Source organism: Marseilla massiliensis (genome assembly GCF_016899955.1).
Lineage (GTDB): Bacteria > Bacteroidota > Bacteroidia > Bacteroidales > Bacteroidaceae > Prevotella > Prevotella intestinigallinarum.
Genome location: NZ_JACJJL010000008.1, coordinates 155594 through 162935 on the forward strand (window position 1 = coordinate 155594; position 7342 = coordinate 162935).

Annotated in this window: 9 protein-coding genes; 8 read left to right on the forward strand and 1 reads right to left on the reverse strand. The window is 51.1% G+C overall.

Annotated elements, in window-relative coordinates; genetic code table 11:
• Positions 1–25: 25 nt before the first annotated feature.
• Entirely contained in the window at positions 26–787 is a 762-nt protein-coding gene (locus H6B30_RS06700; RefSeq protein ID WP_205102701.1) for a type IV toxin-antitoxin system AbiEi family antitoxin, read from the forward strand.
• Complete coding sequence (locus H6B30_RS06705) at positions 780–1703, forward strand: nucleotidyl transferase AbiEii/AbiGii toxin family protein (protein WP_205108963.1); 924 nt, start codon at positions 780–782, stop codon at positions 1701–1703. The genes H6B30_RS06700 and H6B30_RS06705 overlap by 8 nt, the downstream gene beginning before the upstream one ends.
• Before the next feature lie 135 nt (positions 1704–1838).
• On the opposite strand, the gene H6B30_RS06710 is transcribed toward H6B30_RS06705, so the two are convergent.
• Positions 1839–2357: a hypothetical protein gene (locus H6B30_RS06710; RefSeq protein ID WP_205108965.1), complete on the reverse strand. Its 519-nt coding sequence runs from the start codon at positions 2355–2357 to the stop codon at positions 1839–1841.
• A 451-nt stretch (positions 2358–2808) separates the two neighbouring features.
• Between H6B30_RS06710 and H6B30_RS06715 the strand changes: the two genes are divergently transcribed.
• From H6B30_RS06715 to H6B30_RS06740, 6 genes are all read left to right on the forward strand, one after another.
• Complete coding sequence (locus H6B30_RS06715) at positions 2809–3240, forward strand: prolipoprotein diacylglyceryl transferase (protein WP_205108967.1); 432 nt, start codon at positions 2809–2811, stop codon at positions 3238–3240.
• Between the two features lies 1 nt (position 3241).
• Positions 3242–3562, forward strand: a complete 321-nt coding sequence (locus H6B30_RS06720) for a DUF4134 family protein (RefSeq protein ID WP_239483704.1) — start codon at positions 3242–3244, stop codon at positions 3560–3562.
• A gap of 78 nt (positions 3563–3640) precedes the next feature.
• Positions 3641–3982, forward strand: a complete 342-nt coding sequence (locus tag H6B30_RS06725; RefSeq protein ID WP_423804006.1) for a DUF4134 domain-containing protein — start codon at positions 3641–3643, stop codon at positions 3980–3982.
• 3 nt (positions 3983–3985) lie between these two features.
• Positions 3986–4288, forward strand: a complete 303-nt coding sequence (locus H6B30_RS06730) for a DUF4133 domain-containing protein (protein ID WP_205108973.1) — start codon at positions 3986–3988, stop codon at positions 4286–4288.
• A gap of 217 nt (positions 4289–4505) precedes the next feature.
• Positions 4506–5906 (forward strand): hypothetical protein, encoded by a 1401-nt coding sequence (locus H6B30_RS06735; protein WP_239483672.1) that lies wholly within the window; start codon positions 4506–4508, stop codon positions 5904–5906.
• A 15-nt stretch (positions 5907–5921) separates the two neighbouring features.
• Positions 5922–7342: TraG/VirB4 family ATPase (locus H6B30_RS06740; protein ID WP_500684404.1), on the forward strand; the 1421-nt coding region annotated here is incomplete at its 3' end.

The following is a 7342-nucleotide window of genomic DNA, read 5'->3' on the forward strand; positions in this document are numbered from 1 at the left end:
CGTCAAATTCATAATAAAGGCGAATATGGCAACAAAAATACAGCAAATATTGGAATCGCATCCAAATAGTTCATTGTTTTTCGGGAATTGGCTCACGAAACAGGGACTTAACTCCAAGGAGCAACATTCGTACATGAAGAGGGGTTGGCTCACTCGTATATCCAAAGGCGTTTATGCTTTGAAAGGCAAATCGCCCACATTGCTGCAAACGGTGGCGGCTTACAATTCGCAACTTGGTAAACAGTGCATCGTGGGCGCTTATACCGCTTTGGAATTAAGGGGGTATTCACATTATCTTTCCCTCGGCAAGCCTAAAGCCTACCTGTTTACCGACAAGGAAAACAAACTGCCCTTATGGATTGTTCAAGGGAATTGGGACATGGCTGTCAAGTATATGACAACCTCTTTCCTTGGAACAGACTTGAAGGCAGTCGAACCAATGGTTGTTGAAAGTAACAGTTTGCTCGTTTCTTCCCCTGAAAGGGCATTCTTGGAATGTCTTCATCTGCCAGATGCAGCTTCCTCCTTGCTGGATATGTATTACATCATGGAGAGTCTGACTACGCTTCGCCCTAAACTGGTGCAATCGTTGCTTGAATCATGCACTTCGCAAAAGGTAAAACGACTGTTTGTTTATATGGCAGAAAAAGCGGCCCACCCTTGGTTCAAGGCTCTAAAACTTGATTCTGTAACATTGGGCACATCACGATATATGATAGTGCCCACTGGAAAATACATCGCTAAATATAATATGACCATACCCAAAGAACTTGCTGAATATGAATAGAAACAACGCCAATACACAGATATACGCTCAGAAAGTGGAACTTCTGTTGCGACTGATGCCAATTGTCATGGAAGAGGGCGTATTTGCCGTGCATGGTGGCACTGCCATCAACCTATTTCTTAAGAACTTACCTCGCTATTCGGTTGATATAGACCTGACATATACTCCATTGGCAGACAGAAACCAAAGTTTGGAAGACATCAACCTGCACTTGAAATCCATCAAAGAGAAAGCTGAAAAGGCTTTCAAAGGGATGCACATCGTGCCTAAGTACGACATCTGCAAACTACTTTGTGAATACCGGGGCAAACAAGTCAAGGTGGAGGTGAACCAGACCAAGAGAGGTCTTGTCGGTGGTGAGGCATTAACCATGCCACTGAGCGACAAGGCACAAGAGGAGTTCGGACTCTATTGTGAGGCTGACATAGTTCCACTGACACAGCTATACGGCGGGAAGATTGCGGCGGCTCTTTCCCGGCAACATCCCCGTGACCTGTTTGATGTGAAATATATGGATTTGCCGATGGCAGATTGCAGGGAAGGACTTATCTTTAACTTGCTTGGCAGCGACCGTCCTATCCATGAATCGTTTTCCCCGCGGCTTATAGACCAACGTGTGGCAATGGTAAACCAATTTGATGGCATGACGGACATTCCTTTCACATACGAGGAATTTGAGGGAACAAGGACTAAACTGATAACCGAAGTCAACCGGTTGATGACTGATGATGACAAGAGATTTTTGGTCAGTTTCGAACTTGGCGAACCGAAATGGAATGGGTATGAGTTTGAATACTTCAAAGATTACCCGTCTGTTAAATGGAAACTTGTTAATCTTGCTAAGTTGGCCAAACAGAAACCCCAAAAATTGAAAGACGAAGCGGCAAAACTTGAAGCACTTCTTGTTGTAGAGTAGTTTATCAGCAAGCTGCTTATAACAGGTTAGACAAATAATAAAAGGTATAAGCAAGCTTTGGCTTGCCAATTATCGCAAGGAAGGACAACCGCCCTATCACATCGGGGAACGGCTGTCCTTTCTTGCTTTTTGCCCTTACGCCGGTTTGCGGCCTCTGACTTTCCAGCCGTAGATGTCGGCCACGTAGGGATAGAGCGAACGTGTGAGCTTGCGGAAACCTTTCTCGTCAATTTCAAGGTTGTAAATCTTGTCGGCTATCCTTTCGGCATCCTCCCGGCTTTTCGCCACCCGGTAAAGCACATAATTCGTGCCATCGTGGTGAGCCATGCGTCCACGGATGTTATAGCTGTCGCCGTACCATTCGCAATCCTCGCAGGAACTATGCAGGATGTCTGCGATGTTGCTGCCCAAAATCTGGTATCCCTGCCTGCGGCCACGCCACAGACCCAGGTCGCCAAAGGCGATTATCACGCCGTCCACCTGCACATTGAGGTTCATGCGTTCGTCATCGAGCCACCTGCACACTTCCTCGCCCCATTCTTCATCGCTCACCGTGTAACCGTCATCTTCCAAATACTCACGCTGGCAGTCTTGGTAATACTCCCGTGCCTCGTCGTCCATAAAGCTGTCGTTTGACCAAATAATCTGTTTCATCGTTTTGATAATTTAATGTTAGACTTCTTGCTCCTTCCCTGCCGTCGGGCTTTTACCCGTCCAAAGGGACTTGTTTTTACGTGCAAGAGCCAAGGCGGAAAGGAGGGAACGAATGCAAGGAGGAAGCTGACCGCCCTCCCGGAACTGCGCCTTGCAGCTTCCCGACCGCCTTACCTTCGCACAGGAAAAACAACAGCCGTGGACGGCTAATACGCTTCGTTGCCCATAGAAGATTTACTTCGTTGGTCAGGCAAGTATAACTGAACAAGCGTAGTAAGTATAACTGTCTTTAGCAAGATTGTCAAAGTATGATTGAAAGTATGATTTCTCCGCGCGAAGAAAAATCAAGTTAAAACAGCCCAGTATTTCAGTCAGAGGTTTCACAAGACGGCTTTTCCATTATTCTTTTGCAGGCAAAACGAGATTGTAAACCTATAAACCAGACAAAGCAATGAGTCCATTTATGATATTTGCCTTTGTGCTGACAATAGCCTACGCTATCTATTATGCGGTGGTCATTGCCAAGGACTTGCAGGGCAAAAAAGGACGCACCAACTCTACCGAGGAGGTGTTTGACTTGGAAGGCATGGAGGAAGAGGAATCCGTGCAAGTCAGCGAATCAGGTGACAGCTTCCATGTGGGCAGTTCAGGAGATACGTCGGCCGACCCGATAAAAAGTGAGGAAGAAGATGCTGCCGGGCAGCCTACCGAAGAGCAACAGAGTGAAGCCGAAGAAAAGGCGGATCGCATCAAGTCGGCCCTGTATGAAGCCGACATAACAAGCGAGGAAGGCATGACCGCTCCCGAACTCCATGAATTGTTGGAGGGCAAGCGGGAAACCTTGTTCAAAACCCCCATGAAGATTACGAGGAATGAGTTGTAAGATGCGCAGGTTGACGGGGCTGTTGGTTGGCGCGTGTGCAGTCTTGCCCGCTTCGGCCAAATGCGGCGGAGTGGACTACAGCTGGGGCGCGGACGCGCTGGCACTCATGCATGACTACGTGGTAACCATGATGCTGTATGTCCTCTACCTGCTCTATGCCGTTGCCGCCATCGTGGCCATCTACGCCAGCCTGCAAATTTACATCAAGATGAACACGAGGGAGGAAGGCATCACACGGGAAATCATGATGGTGGTCGGTGCCTGCCTGTTCATCATAGGCGCGTCCATCGTGTTCCCGGCGTTCTTCGGCTACCGGGTATGACAGGAAGAAACGAGACAATTCACATAGTGTTTAATTTTTAAGGTAAAAAGAATGTTTAAGGAAAAACTCATCAAGTGCATGAAGGGTCTTCGCCCTTCCGGGAGGCTGAAAATGCTCTCCCTGATGCTGCTGGTCGGGACGACCGCAGCACTCGCCCAAAACGCCGCAGGTGATTACACGGCAGGTACGACTGCTTTGGGTACTGTGACGACCGAAATCGCCAAGTACGTGCCTTACGTGGTGAAGCTGTGTTACGCCATCGCCGGTGTCGTGGCCATCGTGGGAGCCATTAGCGTGTACATCAAGATGAACAACGAGGAACAGGATGTCAAGAAGTCCATCATGATGATAGTGGGCGCCTGTATCTTCCTGGTCGCCGCCGCACAGGCACTCCCGTTGTTCTTCGGTATCACCAGCTAAGCCATGCCCGGAACAAACGGCGACACCCGGCCACTGGAATACCCCATGTTCAAGGGGCTGCAACGTCCTCTTGAATTCATGGGGATCCAGGGCAGGTACATCTACTGGGCGGCAGGAGCCATCGGTGGTGCCATTGTCGGCTTCATCGTGGCTTACTGCCTCTCCGGTTTCCTTGCGGGGCTGATAGTCTTGGTGGTGACACTTGGCAGCGGCGCGGCACTCATCCTGCTCAAACAGCGCAAGGGGCTTCACAGCAAGAAGAACGACAAAGGCGTGTTCGTCTATGCCCGTTCCAAAGGACTGTAAACGCCCATGCCAAGATTAAAGCGGCCTTGATGCGGGATATGATATTACTCCATAAAAACAGCAAATACGGAAATGATTAAAGAACCATACAAAACAACGAACGGATGCAAGTCTTTCTAATGATATGTATCGGGCTGCTGCTCGCCTCCTGCGGCGGAGAGAGGCAACCCAAGCCCACGGTTGCCGCCATCGAATCGGGCGAGAAAACACGCATGGAGTGGCAAAAAGCCCGCAAACAATTAAAGTCTGCATTGAGGGTATGGAGGCAACAAACCCTGCATGGCCCCACCTTGGCGTATATATGGACGTAAGCACTGCCATACCCGAAGAAAGGCAGGCATTAGCAGGAGCGATGTTCACCCGGAAGGGAGACGTGTATGTGTCGGCAAACCGTCATGCACTCACTTCCGACACGACGGCGACCGTCAGCGTTTGCTATCCTTTCCGAAAAGGACTAGGGACAAACGATACTCTCCGCCTGATCGCCCCGTTCGATGAAAACCTTTATGGAGTAGAAACCCGCCGCATCATCGGGACTACCATCCAACCGACATTCAGGCTGCAAAGTTCCATGGCATTGCTACGCATCGTCTGTGAGGGCGATGACCTGCGTGACCGGTTGGATGGCATCACCCTCATCGGGGATGACATCTATACTGAAGGTGGCTATCAGCCTTACACAGGCAGATGGTTCGATAAAAAAGCCAACGGCAGCCTACAAGCAGGAAGTACGGACTGCCTGCTGAACAACGGCAGGAAGCATGACCTTTACCTGATTCCGACCGAAACCGCCTGCTCCGTTACTATCATCATCCGCATCAACGGCAAAGACCATGTGTTGCGTACCATGTTGCCACCCTTAACGGCAGGAAGCATGACGCACCTCTCCATCCGCAAAGGCAACGAGGGCGTGGCCATCAACAGCAGTTGGGTGGAGCCGGAGCGTAGCCTGGCGTATAAATTCCGGATGATGCCGGTTGATTCCGTGCAAACGGGGCATTACCTGCAAAGGGACGGGACGATACAGGCGAAGCGTGACACTCTTTCCATGGCCGTGGTCATGGAAACGGACGGCAAGCACGGCAAAGCGGTTGCCTTATCTGATTGTCCGGGATCGTTCGTATTCTCCGGAAACGGCGTTTCAAGCGGCAGGCGATTCCCGACCATTGACGGGAAACGAAAAGAAGGCATTGTCAATCCGACCACCGGCATCGGCGAGGATGACAAGGTCATCTACAAGCCAGGAATGCCCTATTCGAGCGATTGCGCCTTGGGCTATACTGATGGGGCAACCCTTACGCAAGGACTGGTGGAAGCCGATGGACAAACCAAGCGAAATTCTCCTTTGGGCAGGCGAACCATGCTGCAAGAGACGGCACGGCATCCCGGCGGTTATGTGCCCTCACTCGGTGAATTGGCCAAGCTCTATTACCTGCTGGAATGTGCCAAGCCCTCCACGCTGAAAGGCCTGATACCCCCCTTGCAAGGCGAATACCTCACTTGCTCCGAAAGCGGCAAGGAGACCTTCTATCTGATGGACTTCTCCCACGGCATCGTGACTGGAAGGTTATCTAAGCGGTATACCCAGGCGAAACTACGACTTTTCTACCTATTCTAAAATGAAGAAGACCCCATGACACTATACGTACTATTGACATTCACGGCACTTTTGGCGGGCATGGCCATCTCCGTCCGGGCATTCGGCACGGGCTGCAAGCGCAAACGTATGTTTCGGGAAATCTATTTCTCCATTGAGGACGTAGACGGCATCGGCATTCTCTACACCAAGACCGGGGAATACTCCGCCATCCTGCGCATCGAAAATCCGGTGCAGAAGTTCTCCGCTGACATCGACAGCTACTATGAATATACCCGTTTATTCACCGCCCTTGCCCAGACACTCGGCGAGGGCTATGCCATGCACAAGCAGGACATCTTCACGAGGCAGGGCTTCGAGGAAACAGGCAACGGCAGACACGAGTTCCTGAGCGAATCCTATTTCCGCTATTTCAAAGGCAGAAAGTACACCGACAACCGCACCTACCTGACCGTGACGCAGGAGAACCGCAAGGGCAACCTGTTCTCCTATGATGACAAACGGTGGAAGGACTTCCTGGTAAAGATACGCAAGGTGAAAGACCAGTTGCGCGATGCAGGCATCCGTACCCAGTTCCTGGACAAGGCAGAAGCAAGTACTTACGTTGACCACTACTTCACGATGGACTTCTTGGGCAAGCCCGTGGCGATGGACAGCTTCAAGGCGGGCGAGGAATGCGTGGAGATGGGCGGCAGGAAATGCAAGGTGTTTTCCATCGTCGATGTGGACAGCGCAGGATTGCCCTCGCTGGTACGCCCGTTCACCAACATCGAGGTAAACAACACCAAGATGCCCGTGGACTTGGTGTCGATGATAGACAGCATACCCGACGCACGGACGGTGGTTTACAACCAGATGATTTTCATGCCCGGCCAGAAAAAGGAGCTTGCCGCACTGGAAAAGAAGAAGAACCGCCATGCCAGCATCCCCAATCCATCGAACCTGATGGCCGTGGAGGACATCAAGCGCGTGCAGGACGTGGTGGCGAGGGAGAGCAAGCAGCTTGTCTATATGCACTACAACCTCATGGTGTGCTGTGACAAGGGTACCGACCTGCAAAAGCCCACCAACTACTTGGAGAACAGCTTCGGCAGGCTCGGCATCCACATCAGCAAGCGGGCGTACAACCAGCTGGAACTGTTCGTGGCTTCGTTTCCCGGCAACTGTTACGGCATGAGTCCGGACTACGACCGCTTCCTCACCCTCGGCGATGCAGCCGCCTGCCTGATGTACAAAGAACGCATCCAGCACAGCGAGGACACCCCGCTGAAGATATACTACACCGACCGCCAAGGCGTGCCCGTGGCCATCGACATTACTGGCAAGGAAGGGCGCAATAAGCTGACAGACAACTCCAACTTCTTTTGTCTGGGACCAAGCGGAAGCGGCAAGTCGTTCCACATGGAGAAAAACAGGACAAAATGGGAGCAAGCGGCTGCAAAATTCAGTGTTGTAAT